The organism is Paenibacillus solani, assembly GCF_050475945.1.
GTDB lineage: Bacteria > Bacillota > Bacilli > Paenibacillales > Paenibacillaceae > Paenibacillus_AQ > Paenibacillus_AQ solani_A.
Window position 1 is genome coordinate 293,629 of the sequence record NZ_JBCMXJ010000005.1, and the last position, 18,899, is coordinate 312,527.

Annotated in this window: 23 protein-coding genes; 3 read left to right on the plus strand and 20 right to left on the minus strand. The window is 45.4% G+C overall.

The window, feature by feature from the left end:
- Positions 1 to 39: 39 nt before the first annotated feature.
- From ABEQ74_RS03030 to ABEQ74_RS03070, 9 genes are all read right to left on the minus strand, one after another.
- Entirely contained in the window at positions 40 to 687 is a 648-nt protein-coding gene (locus tag ABEQ74_RS03030; protein ID WP_430119303.1) for an HAD family hydrolase, read from the minus strand.
- 31 nt (positions 688 to 718) lie between these two features.
- The gene (locus tag ABEQ74_RS03035) at positions 719 to 898 is read right to left on the minus strand and encodes a zinc ribbon domain-containing protein (protein WP_430119305.1); all 180 of its coding nucleotides are present in this window, start codon (positions 896 to 898) and stop codon (positions 719 to 721) included.
- 31 nt (positions 899 to 929) lie between these two features.
- Complete coding sequence (locus ABEQ74_RS03040; RefSeq protein WP_430119307.1) at positions 930 to 1,628, minus strand: YjjG family noncanonical pyrimidine nucleotidase; 699 nt, start codon at positions 1,626 to 1,628, stop codon at positions 930 to 932.
- 54 nt (positions 1,629 to 1,682) lie between these two features.
- Positions 1,683 to 2,285, minus strand: coding sequence for a GNAT family N-acetyltransferase (locus ABEQ74_RS03045; protein ID WP_430119309.1), 603 nt, complete (start codon positions 2,283 to 2,285; stop codon positions 1,683 to 1,685).
- 24 nt (positions 2,286 to 2,309) lie between these two features.
- Positions 2,310 to 2,969 carry an HAD family hydrolase gene (locus tag ABEQ74_RS03050; protein ID WP_430119311.1) on the minus strand — a complete coding sequence of 220 codons (660 nt, stop codon included), beginning with the start codon at positions 2,967 to 2,969 and terminating at the stop codon, positions 2,310 to 2,312.
- 52 nt (positions 2,970 to 3,021) lie between these two features.
- Positions 3,022 to 3,501 (minus strand): GNAT family N-acetyltransferase, encoded by a 480-nt coding sequence (locus ABEQ74_RS03055; protein ID WP_430119312.1) that lies wholly within the window; start codon positions 3,499 to 3,501, stop codon positions 3,022 to 3,024.
- Positions 3,502 to 3,516: 15 nt separating this feature from the next.
- Positions 3,517 to 4,218, minus strand: coding sequence for a class I SAM-dependent DNA methyltransferase (locus ABEQ74_RS03060; protein ID WP_430119314.1), 702 nt, complete (start codon positions 4,216 to 4,218; stop codon positions 3,517 to 3,519).
- A gap of 149 nt (positions 4,219 to 4,367) precedes the next feature.
- A complete protein-coding gene (locus ABEQ74_RS03065; protein WP_430119316.1) occupies positions 4,368 to 5,114 on the minus strand; it encodes a GNAT family N-acetyltransferase in 747 nt (248 codons plus the stop codon).
- A gap of 418 nt (positions 5,115 to 5,532) precedes the next feature.
- Positions 5,533 to 6,699, minus strand: coding sequence for a metallophosphoesterase (locus tag ABEQ74_RS03070; protein ID WP_430119318.1), 1,167 nt, complete (start codon positions 6,697 to 6,699; stop codon positions 5,533 to 5,535).
- Between the two features lie 261 nt (positions 6,700 to 6,960).
- Here ABEQ74_RS03070 and ABEQ74_RS03075 point away from each other — a divergent pair, with 261 nt between their 5' ends.
- Both ABEQ74_RS03075 and ABEQ74_RS03080 read left to right on the plus strand, forming a co-directional pair.
- The gene (locus tag ABEQ74_RS03075; protein WP_430119320.1) at positions 6,961 to 7,107 is read left to right on the plus strand and encodes a hypothetical protein; all 147 of its coding nucleotides are present in this window, start codon (positions 6,961 to 6,963) and stop codon (positions 7,105 to 7,107) included.
- 238 nt (positions 7,108 to 7,345) lie between these two features.
- The gene (locus ABEQ74_RS03080; protein ID WP_430119322.1) at positions 7,346 to 8,542 is read left to right on the plus strand and encodes an MFS transporter; all 1,197 of its coding nucleotides are present in this window, start codon (positions 7,346 to 7,348) and stop codon (positions 8,540 to 8,542) included.
- Between the two features lie 143 nt (positions 8,543 to 8,685).
- Here ABEQ74_RS03080 and ABEQ74_RS03085 read toward each other — a convergent pair whose 3' ends face one another.
- From ABEQ74_RS03085 to ABEQ74_RS03110, 6 genes are all read right to left on the minus strand, one after another.
- Positions 8,686 to 9,669 (minus strand): helix-turn-helix transcriptional regulator, encoded by a 984-nt coding sequence (locus ABEQ74_RS03085; protein ID WP_430119325.1) that lies wholly within the window; start codon positions 9,667 to 9,669, stop codon positions 8,686 to 8,688.
- Between the two features lie 75 nt (positions 9,670 to 9,744).
- On the minus strand, positions 9,745 to 10,215 hold the full coding sequence (locus ABEQ74_RS03090; RefSeq protein ID WP_430119327.1) for a hypothetical protein: 471 nt from the start codon (positions 10,213 to 10,215) through the stop codon (positions 9,745 to 9,747).
- A gap of 14 nt (positions 10,216 to 10,229) precedes the next feature.
- Positions 10,230 to 10,769, minus strand: coding sequence for a methylamine dehydrogenase (locus ABEQ74_RS03095; protein WP_430119330.1), 540 nt, complete (start codon positions 10,767 to 10,769; stop codon positions 10,230 to 10,232).
- Positions 10,770 to 10,779: 10 nt separating this feature from the next.
- Positions 10,780 to 11,307 carry a MauE/DoxX family redox-associated membrane protein gene (locus tag ABEQ74_RS03100; protein WP_430119332.1) on the minus strand — a complete coding sequence of 176 codons (528 nt, stop codon included), beginning with the start codon at positions 11,305 to 11,307 and terminating at the stop codon, positions 10,780 to 10,782.
- A 22-nt stretch (positions 11,308 to 11,329) separates the two neighbouring features.
- The gene (locus ABEQ74_RS03105; protein WP_430120886.1) at positions 11,330 to 11,965 is read right to left on the minus strand and encodes a hypothetical protein; all 636 of its coding nucleotides are present in this window, start codon (positions 11,963 to 11,965) and stop codon (positions 11,330 to 11,332) included.
- A 189-nt stretch (positions 11,966 to 12,154) separates the two neighbouring features.
- Complete coding sequence (locus tag ABEQ74_RS03110) at positions 12,155 to 12,793, minus strand: YkoP family protein (protein WP_430119335.1); 639 nt, start codon at positions 12,791 to 12,793, stop codon at positions 12,155 to 12,157.
- 294 nt (positions 12,794 to 13,087) lie between these two features.
- Between ABEQ74_RS03110 and ABEQ74_RS03115 the strand changes: the two genes are divergently transcribed.
- The gene (locus ABEQ74_RS03115) at positions 13,088 to 15,487 is read left to right on the plus strand and encodes a fibronectin type III domain-containing protein (RefSeq protein ID WP_430119337.1); all 2,400 of its coding nucleotides are present in this window, start codon (positions 13,088 to 13,090) and stop codon (positions 15,485 to 15,487) included.
- Positions 15,488 to 15,603: 116 nt separating this feature from the next.
- Here the strand turns inward: ABEQ74_RS03115 and ABEQ74_RS03120 are convergent, their stop codons facing one another.
- The 5 genes from ABEQ74_RS03120 to ABEQ74_RS03140 all read right to left on the minus strand — a co-directional run bounded on the left by ABEQ74_RS03120 (position 15,604) and on the right by ABEQ74_RS03140 (position 18,634).
- Positions 15,604 to 16,326 carry a metallophosphoesterase gene (locus tag ABEQ74_RS03120; RefSeq protein ID WP_430120888.1) on the minus strand — a complete coding sequence of 241 codons (723 nt, stop codon included), beginning with the start codon at positions 16,324 to 16,326 and terminating at the stop codon, positions 15,604 to 15,606.
- Between the two features lie 37 nt (positions 16,327 to 16,363).
- The gene (locus tag ABEQ74_RS03125) at positions 16,364 to 16,918 is read right to left on the minus strand and encodes a hypothetical protein (protein WP_430119339.1); all 555 of its coding nucleotides are present in this window, start codon (positions 16,916 to 16,918) and stop codon (positions 16,364 to 16,366) included.
- Between the two features lie 177 nt (positions 16,919 to 17,095).
- Positions 17,096 to 17,518: a hypothetical protein gene (locus ABEQ74_RS03130; RefSeq protein WP_430119342.1), complete on the minus strand. Its 423-nt coding sequence runs from the start codon at positions 17,516 to 17,518 to the stop codon at positions 17,096 to 17,098.
- Positions 17,519 to 17,566: 48 nt separating this feature from the next.
- Entirely contained in the window at positions 17,567 to 17,914 is a 348-nt protein-coding gene (locus ABEQ74_RS03135) for a hypothetical protein (protein ID WP_430119345.1), read from the minus strand.
- Positions 17,915 to 18,211: 297 nt separating this feature from the next.
- On the minus strand, positions 18,212 to 18,634 hold the full coding sequence (locus ABEQ74_RS03140) for a hypothetical protein (protein ID WP_430119347.1): 423 nt from the start codon (positions 18,632 to 18,634) through the stop codon (positions 18,212 to 18,214).
- Positions 18,635 to 18,899 lie beyond the last annotated feature (265 nt).

Sequence of the window (18,899 nt, forward strand, 5' to 3'; positions counted from 1 at the left end):
AACACGCGGCCAAACTGTTAAACTCTTTCATCTTTTTAACTATTCAAATTGGCAAATCCCTGGGACTTCCCGGATCGAGTTCACGACATAATCAGCTTGCGACAAATCCTGATTGCCCGAGTTCGGGTTTACGAAGCCGATGCATTTCATTCCGGCTGCCTTTGCTGCTGCGACGCCATGCCGGGCATCCTCCAGCACCATGCAGTGCTCCGGTTTCACACCCAACAACTCAGCAGCCTTAAGGTATACATCCGGGGCCGGTTTTCCTCTTTCCACCTCTTCACCGCTCACCACGCATTCGAACTGATCCAGAAGATTGAACTTGCGCAATACGGCCGTAATAAATACGGGCGGCGATGATGATGCTATGGCAGCTGGGATCTGACGCGCTTTCAGTTCCGCTAGAAGTTCGTGTATGCCGTCAATCGGCTCCATTTCCCTACCCGTGAGAATTTCTATTTTATTGGACAATTGATACTCAATAATTTCGGCAACGGATTGGCTAAGCTGATATTCATTTTTAATGACGGCCCACATCTCGGGATTGGTCATGCCTACATACTTCTCCAGATCTTCATGAGTGATGGCTGACCCAAAGTCTTTCATCACCTGAATATCCACTTCAAAATGCAGCGGTTCACTGTCAATAATGACGCCATCCATATCAAAGATAAATGCCTGTATCATGCTTTATTCTCTCCTATTCTGAAATATAATGCTAACGCCATATGATATCTAACACCGTTCCGAGCACACCGGACTTATGACCTCTAAGCACATCGGGATTGAATACTTCCACGAACCCGCACTGTCTGCAGGATACGAAGAGATAATGGTGATAATCGATATCGAAAATTTTGCTTAAACCTGTGCGCACGATGTACTGTACAAAATGCATGTACCGTCTCTCCTACGTCATCCCCTGCTGGTCATTCCGATGAAATTATATCACGCAGCTCTCCGAGCGTATGAATCTCATACTTGGGCTTGATGGATGTCGGATTTGACTTGCGCTGCGGGTTATACCAGCAAGTATCAATCCCGTAACGAATGCCTCCTAGTATATCTGAAGTTAATGAGTCACCAACAATGAGAACATCCATCTTCTCAGGAGAATCCAGTTTATCAAACGCATAATCAAAGATGCCTTCGTGAGGCTTTTGAGACCCGGCATCCTCTGATACAATAATACATTCAAAGGAATCACATAGCGGCGACACGCTGATTCGATTAAATTGCACTTCCTTGATTCCATTTGTGATGATGGCCATTCTTTGTCCGCGTTCGGCCAGTTGCCTGCAGATCTCTTCTGCTCCTTCCGTCAGAAAGGAGCCTTGTCCTAGATACTTTATGTAGGCATTGCTAAAAGCTTCAGCATCCAAATCGCATTGAATGTCGTGTTCGGCGAGCAGGCGTTCAAACCTGGCCGTACGCAATTCGCTCTGAGTAACGCTCCCCTGCTCAAATTCGTTCCACAGCTTCTGGTTAATGCTTCGGTAACTGTCTACGATAGCATCTGTGCATTCCTGATCAATCTCGCCAAATACACCGGATAACGCGAATGCCTCCGCTTTGGCATAGTCGTATAACGTATCGTCTGCATCAAATAATATGACCTTATATCGCAATGCTGTGCCTCCTTACATGCTGCTTACCTTTAACAATTCGCCCTATTAGAGTTGTTAGTCTCCATGCTGCCTTATGTCCACTTTGCGAAGTTTATAGTGATGATGTCGCTCCTGATCCAGTTCAATCTCACCCACATACTCAAACCCGTTTTTTTGAATGACTCTATTGGAAGCGTGATTATGAAGAGCAGCGACAGCATTAAGCTCGCGCTCCCTTGTATATTGAAACAAGTAACGGATTAACGCTTGTACAGCTTGAGTTGTATATCCTTTATTGTAATACCGGTTGGAAATTCCGTACATGATCTCTCGGTTGGGAAGGGGCATTTCTTCTTTGGGTCCTGTATTGCACCATCCGATACACTCGCCGGTTTCCTTTAACACGATAGCCAACCGCAGGCGCAGCTGCCCAACATCCCCGCCATCTTGAGCGGCTTTCAAGAACTGCCGATTCTCCACCATTTCATAGTTAATTAGCCATTCCTGCCGCTGTTCTCTGGACACGTCCCAACCGGGCAGAAACGTCCGGATCTCCGGTTCATGTGTGATCTGGTAGATCGCATCAAGGTCTTCCATCATATACTCTCTGAGCAGGATGTCCTCACATTCAATGATAAAGGGTTTATCTTGGCAATCATTAGTAGGCTTGTTATACAAAATCGTCCTCCTGCATCTATTCGTTTAATTACTTAGGCTCCCGGTAACGAGCGCGATCAACTGATCGGGCCGCGTATAAATATCATCGGGTTTAACGCCGAAATGTGCATTCTGAACCGTATCAAACCAATGCGCCCCAATGGTCAATACCTGGGCTGATTTGCCTGCTGTTATATCCGCATCGCTGTCACCGACAAAGACTACCTCTTCCGTGCTCAATTTCAGGGTCTCAAGCGCTTTGAATATCCCTTCAGGGTCGGGCTTGGATCGCTTGACCTCATCTCCCGCGATCGTAGCGACAAAATAACCCGTCAATTTAAGATTTTGCAGACAAATATCCAGGCATCTTCTACTTTTGCCAGTAATAATTACCATGGGTATTCGTAAGGCAGATAACTTCAATATAAGAGCTTGGATCGCTTCTGACAATTGAACATGTTCATGCAAATCCTTCTCGAAGACTTCGTAATAATATTCGATGGCTTCATCTACGTGTGCTGGGTTCGAAATATGATTCGTAATAATTTCTTCCTCCGTCGGACCGAAGGTCTGCACGATCTCTGCATCTGTCAGCAGCTTTCCTTCATATTTCAAGAATACCGCTCGGAAGGCATTAAACGAGACTGGCAGCGTATCGGCTAAAGTACCATCAAAATCAAACAACACCGCTTGCACGATCCTCATACCTAGTTCCCCCTTTCACCCTAATAGCAGATGAAATTCATACATATTCATCTTAAACCAAATTCAGTCTCATCTGAATAGTAATCATTTTTCGATGACCATCTATAGTTGTAATACGCACATCAAAAGGCTCAAAACCAAGCTTATGATAAAAAACAAGCCCTCTTGAATTCGTGTTATGACAGCTAAGATGAATTTGTTTCATCCTATATTTGTCCCTGGCAATGGCTATCATGGTCTGCATCAGCTTCTGAGCTGCTCCTCGTCCTCTGTGTGATGGAGCAACGATAACATTGCCAAGCCACAGAGTCCCATCCGTCTCTTTATAAAAATTCGCATAACCGATCACCTGCCCCGTGGTTTCCTCTATCAAAACCGTAGGCTCATAACGATTCTCGAGCAAACTCAGGATTTGCTCGGGCGTCAAAGGAAACTCCGATCTGGGACTTATATACAGCAGCTCTTCTGGCGTTTGGGGAAAGTTGCAAATCGCTAGTAGATCTTTGTCCATCAGCGGCCTATAGGTGTACATATCGCTGCCTCCTTTTTACTTCGACACACGGGCAATATACATACCTCTTCCAATCAAGCCTTGTGGATCATGCTCCACATCCAGTCCCGCCTCTTGGAATGCCTTGATCATCTCCTCCACGGTGAAGAGCCCCAAGCGATGCTCCTCTGTGTTATGCTCAATTCCATGCTCGCTGCCAAACAAATATTCGAATTTCATAATCGAGATATTGCCTTCGCGATCCGAATGACTCATCCTGCTCATATGGATGCCTTGACGCTCAACCGTGATTGTATCGACTCTTCCAACAGTCCATACATCCGGAGTAAACCATGGCTCAACCAAAATGACTCCATCCTCGTTCAGATGTGTCTTGAACTGTATAAGGGTTTTCACCAGCAGATCCAGCGTCCTCACATAACCGATAGAGCTGAATAGACACATAACTACATCATATTTCCTTTCCAAGTGAAATTGGGTCATATCAGCAACTGAATAATGATCCTCAGGATGTTTCGAGTTTGCAATCAAGATGAATTCGGGATTTAGATCAATTCCATCCACATCATAATATGGCTTTAGGAAAACAGCATGCTCTGCTGTTCCGCAGGCAACGTCGAGTATGGCCCCACACTCTTTTCCCTGATTCACGAGATAATCACGAACCTGCCGTGCTTCCTGCTCATAATCCTTAGAGCTATAGATGACATCATAATATTTGGAAGATAAATCGAACATAATATAACCTCTTTCTACTAGAATTGACCCGGTTTAGAGAGCATAATCCAAGCTTAGCTCATCCGGCATAGTCTTTTCCATGATTATACATCTGCTGTCAAACGGGACCCTTTCGTAACGCAAATATCGAGGCGATTTCGCTGAATGCCTTAATCCCTTACGTTCTTACATCTATACCAATATGTATAAATCTCTTTATATTGCAGACCATCATACAGACGGTTAGCTGGAACATTATGTTGTACCACTTGTAGATAACTGCTTGAAGCTCCTTTCGCTTTGGCCCATTGAAGAATATGAAGCATCAGCTGTTTGCCGAATCCCCGATTTCTTGAGGATGGCAATACAGCAATATCATAGAGTCCCAGGATTCCCTCTTCTATTGAACCTATTCCGCATGCTACCGGTTTGGATTGATCATAAAGCGTAAAGAAACCATATGGTATAACGGATTGACTTAATAGCTTTCTAGTTATCGCTAGATTCTTATCTGGGAGCCCCGTTATTTCACCCAAGATTGTTAGCCAACGCTCGTCTAAATGCTCTTGAATCAGGATTTCATCATGTGTTGGAATGGCGATATCATTCAGATCATCCAATACTTTTACGCTGGATGGCTCAAGCAATGAATAACCCAAACCATCTAAAGCAGAGTCCAAACCGGGCGGATTAAACGGAGTGATTTTGAAAATAACATCAAGTCCGGCTTGAGCATAGTATTTCTCACATTGAAGAATCTGTGCATGCAGGTCCATCGATTGCTCTGAGTACAGTGCGTTAATCGAGTTAGCTCTCTTCGTATACCCATCAGCAAATCGTAACAACCAGCCATGATGGACCACGGTTTGAAGTGCTGGCCAAGCATTTAGCGTCAATTCTTCGATCCGTTTGTGCATGTATATCACTCCCGTTAATATGTTGGGAATAAATATACATTATAATAGATTTTTATTCAAAACTTATTTCACACATATTTTTTGCATGTTTAATTCTTGAGAATCACAATCCCCAAGCATATCCAGCAAAAAATATGATCGTGGTTTTACCACTCGGAGCTCATCCCATTAGAGCAACTGGAGGGATCAATCTTCAGGATCTCCGCCTTCTATCCGTTATCCTGGATATATTTTGTTTTCTCTGACTAGTGGTCCCCCCCCTTATCTTTCCTTAACTCGTTTCGGATGTCCCACAATGCAATCAAGATCGCCCTTAAATATACGATTACCAATACAAAACCAATGCACAAAATAAATGCGATCGACTCCAATGTTTCTCCCTCCTTCCATCGCGTTGGGAGGCCTAAAACAATCCGGCCTAAATGTAATCCCGCTCACCCTCGGCATTTTTCCGTATCCTCAGCTGATCAAACAACCGACCTTCATCGTCGATAGCACGAATCTCCAAACGATCCTCCGTTACAATGACCTGCAGAAAATGAGGCACCGCCAAAGACTGCGATGTATGCCATTCTCGCTTAGGGAGAAGCCAGTTCGGCATGGCACCAGCACCGCCCGCAACGATGTAGACGATCCCGTTGTCATAATCCACTTTTCCTTTGGTTAGCGGGTGACTACGTTCGTACACAATGGTGTGCGAGTTGAGAACCAGATCTACCCCATATTTCTCCAACAGCGGGCATAGCTGACGTAAATCCTCAACCTGATAACCACCTGAAACATAAGGCGGGTAGTGAAAGAATACAATTTTCCATCTTGAAACGCTGCTCGATAATTCGTGCACCAAGAAATCATACTGCGCATTCCCCGGACTCATCTCGCCTGAGCTGTGGGGATAATCTTCTTTTCTAATGAAATCCGTACTGTCCAAGCAGATGAAATGAACATCCCCATAATGAAAGGCATAAAAATTCTTCGGTTCCGGAAATGCAAAGAGATCATAATACCAGGAAGCGTTGTCCTCGTGATTCCCCAAACAGCTATAAAAGGGTGTATCCACGAGAAAATCACGGCCAGGATCGAAAAAGTACTTATTCCAATCTTCCTCATTCTTTCCATCATTGACGACATCTCCTACAAACAAAGCGATATCGGGCCGATACTGCTTCATCAAGCTGAAAATTCTCTGATTGATACGACCGTCAGTTGAATCGAACCCGCTATAACCTCCAGTTTCACTGGTCACCGTAAAAGAGAATGGCTTACCTTGTCCTGCTGCCGTCTTGAATATATAAAAATCCGACTCAATCTCATCCGATTCATGCTGGGAGTAGACCTTGTAATAATAAGTGGTTCCAGGCTCGAGGCCCTCCACGGTGATTTGGTGTATCCGTGTTGGAGACTCTTCAGCAAAAGTACCGAATAGGTCTACAGGCTGCTTGTAGTTCCCTTGATGTCCGCTATGTATTCTCTCGGCATGCAAGACGTCCACCCTGGAAGTTGCTGGGTAAGTTGTTTCCCACATTACGGTCATGGTGTGTCCGGTCGGGTTTTGCAGGTACGGCCCTTTCACAATGGAAAGCATGTTACAGCCTCCTTCGAATTTGTTATTCGGAAAATGATGATTGCCTGACTTCGCTACCTCTCTAATTATAACTATCTTTTCAGCTGAAAAGTTACTCTTAACCATCAGCATCCTGACGTTGATGAGTCTCATGCTAATGGCATGCAATGGGAGTAGTGAGCCCGCTTCGTTCAGCAAGATACGGCTGGCACCACCATTCAGTCAACCGCCCGTACAATTTCGACTGAGGAGCTGCCCTTCTACGCCGGTGACCGTATCTTTATGCTTATTCCCGGCAATTCCATATCGAAGCAAGCCGCGAAAGTCATGATGCAGTCCCCGTTATGGGGCAACTTGCCGGCTGTCCGAAACGGACTCGTTCATGTGTTGGAGGCAGAACGCTGGAACAACGGGCCCATACGCTGGTAAAGCTTCTGAACCTGCTGCCTGAACTACTATGGTCCTCTTCCAGTACCACCTTATAGTTTCTCAATAATACACAGAAGAATAGGAAAGCCATTCATCCTATCCGTTAATATAATCCGTTCCGCCACAACTTTATCCGCCAGCAGGTAGCGAGTAATCGATAGTATACTTTAGGCTTATGAATAGCAATGTTCACAACGTAATGTTGCTTCAAATCGGAACGATAGGAGGAAACAATAGAATGGCTAGAATCCGGATCGGCATGTTCTTCAGCGTATTTGTCGCCATGGTCGGATTAATGATCATCGCTCCCGTTATGCCGCCCTTGATCAGAGAATTGGGATTAAGCGAGACGCATTCCGGCTTAATCATATCCCTAGGTTCCATCGCAATGGCCGTCATGGGACCGGTATGGGGAGATTTAAGTGATTCCAAGGGCAGGAAGCCTGTCATTGTATTTGGTTTTATTGGCATGTTCGTTAGTTATATGTTATTCACTGCGGTTATGTACCTGGGTCTTCATGATAGGATCTCCGGTGTGCTGCTTATTCTTCTGCTCATTGTTACGCGGGCTATGGTGGGTTTCTTTATTCCGGCGGTTCCCTCTTCGGCTCAGGCGTATATCGCCGATGTGACCGACGAGAAAGGCCGCTCCGCCGGAATGGCACTGCTTGGCGCGGCTAACGGGTTAGGCTTAGTATTGGGTCCTGCTATTGCCGGCGGGTTTGCGCTCATCAGCCTGATCGCCCCGCTGTATGCTGGTGCCCTTCTGCCGGTAATCGCTGTGGTTGCTGTTCTTTACCTTGTCCCTGCCACAAAACCGGTCATTCAGCAGAAGGCCCCCCGTGTGAATCCGTTCCAAAAAGGAGTTCGTCTTTATTTATTTGCGGGCCTGGCCACCATGCTGGGCATCATTACGGTACAAGTCATCGGCGGGTTTTATTATCAGGATCAGCTTGGCCTGGCGACCCAGGAAACAGCCCGTATGATCTCCCTTAGTTTAATGATCAGCGGAGTCGCCATGATTGTCACGCAGGGCCTGCAGATGAAGAAACTCAAATGGTCTCCAAAAGCGATGATTCTGATCGGCGCTGTTCTGCTTATGGTCAGTATGCTGCTGCTGCTCATCACCGGAAGCTTGATAAGCTACTTCATCGCATTCTTCTTATTCGGTGTAGGCACCGGACAGATGATGCCTGGATTTATGGCAGGTGCTTCGCTTGCGGTTAACCGCGAGCAGCAAGGCGGTGTAGCCGGTCTGGTGTCTGCTGTTCAAGGCATTGCTGCCATGATCTCCCCGATTCTCAGCACGACCCTCTATCGAGTGGACAAACATATCCCGTTTGCGCTGATCGGGATCATTGTCCTTCTGATGGCATTGGTTGTGCTTGGAACACGGGATCAAAACTCTGCGAAGTCCTGGCAGCACAACATATAAGCCGTATAATTAACATATCGATTTGTCGTTATCATGGATCATTGAGGCTTGATTCGACGACTTAAACGAAATAAGGCGTCCCCAAACGGGGATGCCTTATTTCGATCACAAGAAAGTTAAACGAATTCGTGTAAATCTCCGTATCAGTAGTATTTCTTAACTTTAGAAGGGCTGACACCATAAGTTTGGCGAAATGCCTGCGAGAATGCACTCACATTGCCATAACCTACGGCCAAGGCTGCCTCGGTCACGTTAGCCTCCCCGTTATGCAATAATTCCATCGCCCGCTCCATCCTGATCTTCCGGATGAACCCATATACGGTTGTTCCGTAACATAGCTTGAAGCCCAGCTTAAGTTTATAATCATTCAGCCCAATTTCTTTGGCAAGCTCCAGCAACGAAGGCGGTGAAGCATATCTCGACTCCAGAATCCCATGAGCGAGGTTTAGCTTGCGTACATCCGCCGCTGATAGCCCTTCAGGTAAGGATTCATGACCGAACAGCTGCTGGATCATTCGATCCAGCAGTTCATAAGCTGTACCTTCAACAAGCAGCATGGACCGCATGGGCTGACAGACATCATGAATCAATCTCTTAACCAGTTCTTGTTCAAGGGAGCTGGAAGACAAGTGGATTTTTTGAAATTCGGAAACGTCCAGCAGCTTCCTGAAATGATTCTCTTCACGCCCTGCAGCCTGTGCCACCGCAAAATTAAACAGGGAGACAGGGACTCCGAGCGAGAATGACTGATGCCGCTCTTGGTTCGGCAGCGTAAAGCGAACGTCAATATCCTCCATCAACAGCAAGGCGCTTGTCCCACGGTCCAAGGTGCGATCCTTTCCGCCAATATGGATATGCCGTTCTCCGCTAAAATTGAACTGAATTTCGACCATGGGCTCTTTCGATTGAAACCGGTTCGTAAACCGGCGATGATATTGATAATCCGAATAGCATATCTGTAGGCCGCTAAAGGTCCGCAAACGGTAGAAGCCACCTTCTCCCGCAGATGGAGCGAGCATATAGGCATTGCTGCCGGACTTTTGAATATTTAAAGTGGCAAAATAAGCATCATAGATCATCTGCAATGATTCCGAGCAGCGTGAAGCTGCTGAAAAATCCGGCTGCATGCCGGGCACCCCCCACCTTGGATTACAATGTTGATTTCATCATGAATTGCATAAATCACATACCTTTTTCTACTATTAATACAGCTCGGTTGACCTGCATGCACAGATCACATACCGCCCATAGATTTGCGCTCCCTGATAACACCATTCACGTCCGATATAAGGATGTACATAGCGCGATATGCAATCCTGACACTTTGCCCGCTGTCCCGGAGGGTCGCTCGTATACCACCAACCAGCGGGATAAGGACATAGACCTTTGCAGTCGTCGATCACCGACTTTGGGGTGCAAATGACATAATCAGACGGACATGAAGCATCTGCACCACAGCCCGAGCAGTATTGTCCATGCGGAGGCCGACAAGGACCGGCAGCAAACGAGATTTTGACGATATCGTTTTCATCGGGCCTGACTAATACTTTGGCAAGCGTCTCCGCCGTTTTTTGCGCAAATTTATTCAAGAGAGACTTCCGATTCATCTTTCGCGTAACCCTGCTGATCAATACTTGTGTCTCTTCGTCATTGTTCTCCGGCTTTCGCCACATACACTCACCCCATCTTATGAAACCCTTGATGCTATCGCATATGCTTCAAGCTGTTCCCGGCTGTTCACCAATCCCTTATGCCTGATGACGCCGTTCATATCCACCGCATAGGCATAGGGGGTGACCTGTACATCCAGATGATTCGCAAACTCTGAACTTACGATCAGCACCTCATCATCATACGCTATTTTTCGGATATAATCAGATGCAACATCTACAGACGAGAATAACAAAAGAATCGGTTTCACATTATTGTTACGGGCAATTCGCTGAAAATCCGGCAGAATATCGGCGCATTCCTTACATGTGGGCGATCCAAACAGCAAGATGGAAGGTGTGCCAATCAACTCGCTCGTGGACCACTCAGCTCCTTGCAAGGTCCTCGTTGTGGCCCTGGATATTTTTTTGCCAACCGGAATACCGGACTGATTCACGCCTCTCGCAGTCCCCATCACCATAATCCCCAACTGGCGGAACAGGACCAAATTCAGAATGATCAAAGGTACGACCAGAATCCACAGCATGGTATATGAGATCCAGAAGAACGTGTTCATCGCGGCCTCCTTACAACCTTTTTATTTTGGAAACATGAGGTGCGGCAACCTCGCGGTATACCCGGATCGCATATAGCGCATCCGGAACTCCTACAATGATTAACAGGGTTACCAGCAGCAGCATTCCTTCTAGCATCAGGCCAGTTATTGTGAAAGAGTGACTATGCACAAACCAGACAGGATGGCTATAGAGCAACCCCATGAGACCCATCAGCAGGTTAAGCACAATCAATGGAAAGCCAAGCTTGGAGTTGATCTGAGGTCCGAGACAGCCGCAGTCTACTCTTCCTTTTTTTCGAATGAAATAAGCAACGCCCAATCCCTGAACGAAATAAAGTAAAGAGATGCCAAGGAAGCTAAGCCGTGATGGATAACAATATACCATGGTCACAGACAGGACTTGCAGCAGGATGAGCAGAACATGCAGACGGCCACTTCCAGGGAATAGATCCGGATCACCGAATACACGGCTCCAACCAAAACTCACAACCGACAACAGTATGGGAAGAGTCACGGATATCGCTAGCAGTTCATGCATGTGCTTGTATGCTCCTCTCTCTTCAGTAGAAGATAATCCAGATGATGGAACCGATAAGCAGCAGCTTGGAGGCAGCTTGTCGCACCGCGGTTAGCAAGGTGAGGTTACGTACCCTTAGTTCAAGCATACGGAACACGATGGATCGGGTCAGCGGGAGACTAAACACGGTACCGCGAACGATCCCAAATATGGCTCCAGCCAGCGGACTAAGCCACCATGGAGCAGCGAATAAGGAAACCAGAATATAGGCATGAAAGAGAACACCCACCTGCAGGGTGATGAAACCCAAACCTAGAATCAAGCCCCATAATGCCGCGGAGCGGTACCCCGCGTGCTTGATCCATTCGGAGGGAACAATGAAATTGCCGGATGGAAGAATGCCCGTCTTATGAATGAACTCCAAGCACAAGAGTATGGCCAATAGCACAACCAAAATATAGTTATGAAATAAATCAACAGAGGCTAATTTCAGCAAAAAATTTATAAATCCAATCGCCAGTCCCGTCACTGCGCCGCCCAGGGCACAAGATAAAATATACACCAGCGCATACTTGGATCTATTGACCTTCGTGCTCTCCAGACTGCCTAACACATTCAGGCCGCAGGTGGTGTCCACACTGGCCACTGCGGCACAGACAGAAAATATAAAGAGCAGCATCGGCAGCAAGTTATGCCACCTCCCCATCATCCTTAGAATTGAAATGAACCCTTCACTTCTTCATCTTATGAGTCACAGCCTGTCGATTATTTGCACAATATTTAAGAAGCGTGGCTTAAGACGATTAGGAACCATAAGTAACTTTATTTAGAATAAAAAAACGTCCACGGACTTTCTCCGTAGACGCTTCTAAAGTAAGACGACTTGACCCTGTGGCTCCAATTGTCTTCTTTCCGATATCGAAAACCTCCTCTTCAGCGAGGAACGAGTGTGAATTAACATCAACGGTACGAGTTGCTCGGTTCTGCGATCGATACGGCTTTTACCCTCTGGGTGCATAACAGTCAATAAAATGCGCAGGTAGGAAGTAGTCAGCTTCTGAAACAGGCCCGATTTCATGGCTCGATGTTCAAAACCGAGTCCGTGCGTTAATCCGCGATGCAGCAGCGTAATCCCCACCAAGGCGTTGACTTTGCTGAATTCGGACTGGCTTTCATAAGCACGGCTAATCTGCTGCATGGACTTTCTTCCGAGTCTCGCTATTTTCAATGCCGCGCGATCCGCTCCCTCCGATCGAATGAGCTTCAATATGGTCTCATTATCCAAATGAAGCTCGCCTACCAAATCTCCATTCTGAATGACCGTTGCATCCTCGCAAATGATAGATTCCCCCCGGTGCTTCTTGATGATGACCGTGCATATGCCAAAGCGCGAAATATGGACGCTTCGAAACCTCGATAAGAAGCTAAAGAGGCGTTCCCATATCATCCAGGTACTTTGCATTATAGTTTTCAATAGCTTTTGCAGCAGATAAACTCCCCCGCTCATAATTTAGTAAATTCTCTATACCACCATTTTCCTATCTAATCCTATCATAGAGGAGTCACGTATGGTATTACACAGTCCCAAGTATAGGATCGGGCTCGGTCCTGAGACTGATATGCGTATTGAGCGATCTTCTGTCGGTCCGCTTTATCTGCCTAGGGTTCTATTTTCTTTTTTTTGCAATATAAGAAAGTAAGCGCTTCAAAAACCAGGTACAATATTTCCTTCACCAACAAGCTATGCTGCCCGCCGGTAAAGTCGATTCAAATTACACCAAATTGATAAGGATGTGATAACATGATGCTCTTACAAATACGAAGGTATGTCCTTGTGTTATTGGCAGTAGTGTTACTTCTTCCTGGAATCTGTATTCGAATTCCAATATCCCATGCTCAGGCTGGGACGTTCATCACCTTGGATTCTCATCAGAATGGACAAGCGATTCAACCCGGAGTTGCCGAGTTATTCGGTACTTATTCCGGCGTATATGATCTCCAACTGATCGTAAACGGTAAGTTCATTGCTGATGTTCTGATGGATGATCCGAATGGCGATGATATAGGGTCATGGTCGTACAAGCTGGACACTAGTCAACTTGACGGTACCATTGAACTGGTTCTGAAGGGTAATGATACGGTTTCGCGTTATGGTATTTGGTCTCCTTGGACCCACCTCAACATCGATAATCCCGCCGCTCATATTCCCGAAGTACAAATTACAAGTTCATCCGGACCTTCCCAGCAGCTGAACAAGCTTGACATCAACATATCAGTCGAAGGTAAAAATCCGATATCACTAGTTGAGCTCCGCGTTAGCGGCGGTGATTGGCTCCAGGTCCCCCCCGCCAAGAACGGGTATCATTACAAATTTAAGTTGCCTCATGCTCGTCAGCCCGTTTACAGTTTAGAAGGCAGAGCTACCGATACATTTGGCAATACGGGCTATAGCTTAACGTACTATGCCAAAGTCGGTTCCCATCCCCGTGAGAACAGCAGCAATCCTGCGTCAGTAACAGAGAATGTCTATCAAGATCAAATACTTTCTCCGGCTCCTGCTGGCTTAATGGAGGGTGACGATGCTTCCTGGGAGAACAAAACTGAAGCGCCAATAGGCAGAATCTTTAGCTCTCCCCCGCTGCCGGATCAGGATCGCGCAATCTGGATTTGGGAAAATGCATCCTATCCTCTAATACTGAATCCTAATTCACGGGAAGTCCTTTCTTCCATGGCGAAGGATACAACAACCTTCCAGCAGCGCCCTATAACAACGTTGTATTTGGCCGTAGGACAATATAACCGAGCTACTATGCTGGAAGACTATCGGTATGAAGTTCAACAATTCATCGAATGGGCTCACGAGGAGGGCTTTCAGGTTCAAGCCTTAATAGCCGGAGGCACCTCCCCTCCCTATTTCGGAGCTTATCAGCGCTATCATACCCAAGCGGTAAAGGAGTTTGAGCAAATCTTAAATTACAACTTGGCTTCCGGTACATCTGCTCGCTTTGATGGTGTAAATGTGGATACCGAACCTTATATACTTCCGGATTTCAAAACAGCAAAGCCTTCTGTGCAAATTCAATACCTGGATATGCTGCAGCTTCTCATGGAGCGCAAAGAAGCATCGGGACTCCGTTTGTCTGTTGGCGCAGCTATTCCAAGATGGTATGACACTTCGCCAGATGCCAGTGATATCTCCTGGAATGGAGAGACCAAATGGCTGTCTGAGCATATTCAGGACACTGCCGATTATATCTCGATTATGGATTACCGTGATCAGGCGGAAGGAAGTGTAGGTATTATCGCACAAGCACTGAATGAACTGGCCTACGCCAATAAGATTGGCAAGCCGAAGTCGGTTGTAATCGGCGTTGAGACAAAAGACATCGCAGATGGCGGGGATCCGGAAACTATCAGCTTCCATGAAGAAGGGCGAACCTATATGGAGGAAGAGTTAATCAAGGTATACCAAGCATTCCAGAATGATTCGGCATTTGGCGGCATTGCGCTCCATCATTATTCATCGATTCTTGATTTTCCTAGCGAGTGGGGACCTGGAGGCTACACTTGGCAGCCGCCTGCCGACCACGAACCGCCAAGTACAGTTCAGGGGGCAATGGCAGCAGCATTTGATTTCCAGCGGATTCAAATCACGTATGATATGGCAATGGATAATACAGCCGTGAATTCGTATCGTATCTATCGTGGAACCGAAGCCGATTTTCATATCGGACCCAATACTTACGCAGGTACTTCAAAAGGACTTTCTTACAAAGACAGCGGGCTGCTGCCGGACACCACATATTATTATAAAATCACTGCCGTCGATATCAGCGGCAATGAAGGGGCACCCAGTATGGCTGTATCGGCAACGACGGAGCCATCGAGCATGAAGCCGATGGTTATTGAAGAGATGAGCATCGTGTACTCCTCTGGCATTGCAACCGTAACCGTGAAAATGGTCGACATGGTAACAAGAGAGCCTGTTACTGCCAAAATCAACGGGCGTTTCACTCATATGGCAGGTAAGTATGTTAATGCTGCGACAAACGCGGAGGGTCTGTTCCAAGCACAATCCGAGACAATCCCAGCGCTCCGTGGTGAGATCGGCTTCCTGCCGCGTCGTATCATGGCAGACTCCTATTATTGGGCTAGTGCCTACGACCAGCTTCCATATCCGACTGTAATATGGGAGCCATAAGACGCACAATGCTGCGGAATTTCTAATACAGCAAGAATAAACCCAGGCCGTGTCCTGGGTTTATTTATTTTTTCGATAGCATCGGTCCACCAATTGTCTCGTCTCACCTGAACCTTTTATTTGGTATTGTTGATGTTGACGGTCGAATAGATTCCATTCTCGTAGATTAAGCAATTCAGCTGCATGCCATATGCACAACCACCATCAATACCAATCTTGTCATCCTGGAACCATACATCTGCCGAATCATGGAGTTCAATGGCTCTGGTATGTCCAAACACTACCGGTTTGTCTAAATCTAGCCGGGCATCATGGAATTCCTTTTTAATATACATGAAGTCATAATCGGGTTGTGTACGCCATTCTGCATAGCTCGGATTTATACCGGCATGCACGTAAATATGATGCGGATCCTCATGATATAGCGGTAGGGCCTCCAGGAACTCAATATGATCTATGAAGTTTTGTTGAATATGTATTCTTGCTTGATTAAGTAACTCTTGATCAACATCCGTGCCAATAAAATCGCAATAGCTTTGGAGCGTCTGCAGTCCTCCGTGCTCCAAGAACTTAGCCTGAACAGCAGCATCATCCGTCCGAATCAAATCGACCAGCCGCTGATCATGATTGCCTCGAAGAGCAATAACATGATGATCAATCACCAATTTTTTCACTTGTTCCACCGTCTCTTTACTCATAGGCCCACGGTCCACATAATCGCCAAGCAGTACCAAGGTGTCACGATCAGGACGATAATCCACCTTCTCCAGCAGTTTCAGAAACGGGTCATAACAGCCATGAATATCACTTATCATAAGAATTCTTTTCAAAAAGATCATCTCCATCACTGTGATATAAAGGTATTTATCAAAATATTTATCTTGATGAAGGCCAGAATTCCAAATATGGGCGGATTGAATGGTCGTCCCATATCTGCGCTTCAATATAGCGCTCCGGTCCTAGATCTCCATGTTTGTTCCAATCCTGCGGCCAACCATATTCATTCACCAGCCCAAGGATTTCATCCTTTAAGTAGATCTTTCCTCTGTATGGCTTGTCGTCTTTATAACGCATGGTAGGAAATAAATCGCCATACGTAAAACTCATGATCTCAGGGTCAACATCATCCAGCAGAATCTTAATTTCCTCCCCATTCGGGTACCAGCGTTTAATCCACTCACAGGGACCAAGAGTCATATAATGCGGATGTTCCTTCGTTGGTCTGCCGCCCTTCGCTATGAATTGCTCTCTTGCTAGCAGTTCTACTTTCCGCCGGATGGACACATAATCATCAGCTCGTTGACTTGCATACCAATCTGTATTATGTTTCAGTCTTTGTTGTATTTGCTGCGCTTCATTCACAGGGAGAGCTGACAAATTCCGAAAGGGACCCGTTGTTGCATCATAATAATGATATAAAAACAATGCCATGCTACCCTCTTTTCACCGGACTTTTTTCACATCGAATAACTGTCGATTTTCTTCTTTTCCCTGTCTATGTAGTCATATACTTTGTGTATCTCTTCCTCGTAATTATTCTGAATTTCAAAATAAGCCACACCCGATGCCAGACACTTCTCTCGGAATACCTCATGCTCAAGTATAAAATCAGCGGCAGTACTCTCTTCGGGGTACATACGTGTTTCGATAACGTTTCGATGGTGAATGATGTTGGAATGGAAATGCTGCTGTATGTATGAGGTTGAGAACCCTAAGAAAACGGCAATAATCTGCTCTTTGTAAGGCGACTCCATTGTCCTCAAGATGATGAGGCAGTATGTAACAGCCCTCGATGATAAGGTTTTGCTTATTCTCGATGTTCGTCATCATGATCCCCTTAAGAATCGGCCATAATTTTTCTCCGATATCCTCAGTTGAATCCATCGGCGTAAAGCCACAGTTCATATCGGCTCGATACAGCCCCATTTTCAGATGATCGATCGACAGATATGGAACATGATATTTCTCAAGCAATCGTTGAGCCATATAAGTCTTGCCCGTGGAGCTATTCCCGCTGATTAACATGATCATGAACAATCCTCCCGTATCAGCAAAGCCATGTGATCGTCGTTACGTTTGCTACTCAAAGTACCTTTTATAGTTATCCAATAATTCTACAGGACTTACCTCATCTTCATCATTAAAGGTATCCTGATCCGATTCAACCTGATAGACGCGGGCACTTACCTGGAGATCAATTACGCTCTGAAGCAATCTCATGAGACTATGATTGAAGTCATACTCAAGAACATTATGGTCTCCGTCTTCGTGAACAGATCTATAGCCGTCACCGTCGCTTAAGATCGAAAGAGATCCATGTGGGATGACTACGAAGATCTTCGTAATTTCAAGATCCGTAAGATCCTGAAGATATTTACTTGTCTCAGCATTTGATTCTTGTATATTCCAAAATTGCTCGACTGACATTTCCTCACTAGAATCCTCATCAAAAAGTTTGATTGTTCCTCCTAGTTCTTGAACAGCGGTGATTATATTATTTACGACCTCACATTCATCATTATCGTGGGAGTTAAACGTAATAATGGTCTGCTCATTCAAAAATCTATTGGTAAGTTCCGCGATCCCAAGTCCTGTATACTTTCTCAACACGGGTATGAATTTGATAGGACTATCAACACGACATAGTTTCATATGTATTATTGAAATCTTGATCACCTCGTAAAGTTAATGCTTGACCCCAAAACTCACAAATAGAGAACTCCATTATACGATTGTTGCACAATAACCATTTTCTTTACCTTTTATAACAGCCTGCATGTACCCTTCGAAATAGAAAGGAATATGATCCTCAGCACCATTTAATATTCTTCCTCTTACTTTATCAAAAGCCAATATGGAGATAGAAAAATCCGGTTCACCCGTAACAAATACAGGTTGATTTCTCTCTTCACTCCAATAATATTTCCCGCCATGTTGTCTTCTTGCGATTTCCATGATGTAACACCCCACCATAGAAGAAACCGAGTTTACATGGTCCTCTTCAAGTTCATAATCACACAACTCGTCTAAAATATCCTCAACAACCTGTAAGCTTTCAATGCTAAAATCAAGGTTTCCTCTATCTGAAAAGTTATTCTGAAAGCTCTCAGCTGTCGATATGATATCTTGTTCTAATTCGCTTCTCATAAATTCCTCCCCATTAAACAATACATCTTCGTTTTATGTTACATATACGTTTCTGAATACCATAAGCTAATAAAAAAAATGATTTCAAACAAGAACAACATCATAAACAATAGGATGACAATAACTAAAATGATTTTCATCACTTGCTTAAAAATATTTTTCAATCGGATCGTGTTCATATTTTGGCCCTCATCATTCATTGTTATAAGAAGTATACAGTATCTATCCTATAAGAATGAATATTTTCCATAACTATTCAGAAAAA

Bases quoted from the DNA above. Each gene is read 5' to 3' on its own strand.
- ABEQ74_RS03105 (WP_430120886.1), bottom strand. From the start codon at position 11,965: ATGCTGCTCTTTATATTTTCTGTCTGTGCCGCAGTGGCCAGTGTGGAC.
- ABEQ74_RS03115 (WP_430119337.1), top strand. From the start codon at position 13,088: ATGATGCTCTTACAAATACGAAGGTATGTCCTTGTGTTATTGGCAGTA.
- ABEQ74_RS03035 (WP_430119305.1), bottom strand. From the start codon at position 898: ATGCATTTTGTACAGTACATCGTGCGCACAGGTTTAAGCAAAATTTTC.
- ABEQ74_RS03070 (WP_430119318.1), bottom strand. From the start codon at position 6,699: ATGCTTTCCATTGTGAAAGGGCCGTACCTGCAAAACCCGACCGGACAC.
- ABEQ74_RS03095 (WP_430119330.1), bottom strand. From the start codon at position 10,769: ATGAACACGTTCTTCTGGATCTCATATACCATGCTGTGGATTCTGGTC.
- ABEQ74_RS03065 (WP_430119316.1), bottom strand. From the start codon at position 5,114: ATGCACAAACGGATCGAAGAATTGACGCTAAATGCTTGGCCAGCACTT.
- ABEQ74_RS03060 (WP_430119314.1), bottom strand. From the start codon at position 4,218: ATGTTCGATTTATCTTCCAAATATTATGATGTCATCTATAGCTCTAAG.
- ABEQ74_RS03055 (WP_430119312.1), bottom strand. From the start codon at position 3,501: ATGTACACCTATAGGCCGCTGATGGACAAAGATCTACTAGCGATTTGC.
- ABEQ74_RS03050 (WP_430119311.1), bottom strand. From the start codon at position 2,969: ATGAGGATCGTGCAAGCGGTGTTGTTTGATTTTGATGGTACTTTAGCC.
- ABEQ74_RS03140 (WP_430119347.1), bottom strand. From the start codon at position 18,634: ATGAGAAGCGAATTAGAACAAGATATCATATCGACAGCTGAGAGCTTT.
- ABEQ74_RS03080 (WP_430119322.1), top strand. From the start codon at position 7,346: ATGGCTAGAATCCGGATCGGCATGTTCTTCAGCGTATTTGTCGCCATG.
- ABEQ74_RS03085 (WP_430119325.1), bottom strand. From the start codon at position 9,669: ATGCAGCCGGATTTTTCAGCAGCTTCACGCTGCTCGGAATCATTGCAG.
- ABEQ74_RS03125 (WP_430119339.1), bottom strand. From the start codon at position 16,918: ATGGCATTGTTTTTATATCATTATTATGATGCAACAACGGGTCCCTTT.
- ABEQ74_RS03110 (WP_430119335.1), bottom strand. From the start codon at position 12,793: ATGAGCGGGGGAGTTTATCTGCTGCAAAAGCTATTGAAAACTATAATG.
- ABEQ74_RS03120 (WP_430120888.1), bottom strand. From the start codon at position 16,326: ATGATCTTTTTGAAAAGAATTCTTATGATAAGTGATATTCATGGCTGT.
- ABEQ74_RS03075 (WP_430119320.1), top strand. From the start codon at position 6,961: ATGCTTATTCCCGGCAATTCCATATCGAAGCAAGCCGCGAAAGTCATG.
- ABEQ74_RS03100 (WP_430119332.1), bottom strand. From the start codon at position 11,307: ATGCATGAACTGCTAGCGATATCCGTGACTCTTCCCATACTGTTGTCG.
- ABEQ74_RS03135 (WP_430119345.1), bottom strand. From the start codon at position 17,914: ATGTCAGTCGAGCAATTTTGGAATATACAAGAATCAAATGCTGAGACA.
- ABEQ74_RS03130 (WP_430119342.1), bottom strand. From the start codon at position 17,518: ATGATCATGTTAATCAGCGGGAATAGCTCCACGGGCAAGACTTATATG.
- ABEQ74_RS03090 (WP_430119327.1), bottom strand. From the start codon at position 10,215: ATGTGGCGAAAGCCGGAGAACAATGACGAAGAGACACAAGTATTGATC.
- ABEQ74_RS03030 (WP_430119303.1), bottom strand. From the start codon at position 687: ATGATACAGGCATTTATCTTTGATATGGATGGCGTCATTATTGACAGT.